At 61.2% G+C, this 245-nt stretch carries 1 pseudogene; it reads right to left on the bottom strand.

Annotation, left to right across the window (positions count from 1 at the left end):
• Positions 1–245: pseudogene (locus KM800_RS15305) on the bottom strand (tyrosine--tRNA ligase); the annotation flags it as partial.

Raw genomic sequence — 245 nt, 5'->3', positions numbered from 1 at the left:
GCTCTTGAACGACAGCAGGGTGAACCAGTCCCACATCAGGGTGTCGCTGATCGACAGCACCTTGGCGAACATGGTGTTGGCGTCCTCGGCAATGCCGATGTAGTTGTTCTTGGACTTGGACATCTTGTCCACGCCGTCCAGGCCGACCAGCAGCGGCATGGTGAGCACGCACTGCGGCTCCTGGCCGTATTCCTGCTGCAGGTGGCGGCCCATGAGCAGGTTGAACTTCTGGTCCGTGCCGCCCA

The sequence above is a fragment of the Clostridium tyrobutyricum genome (assembly GCF_019144085.1).
GTDB classification, from domain to species: Bacteria; Bacillota; Clostridia; order Clostridiales; family Clostridiaceae; genus Clostridium_B; species Clostridium_B tyrobutyricum_A.
This window is presented reverse-complemented; position numbering and strand designations above follow the sequence as displayed.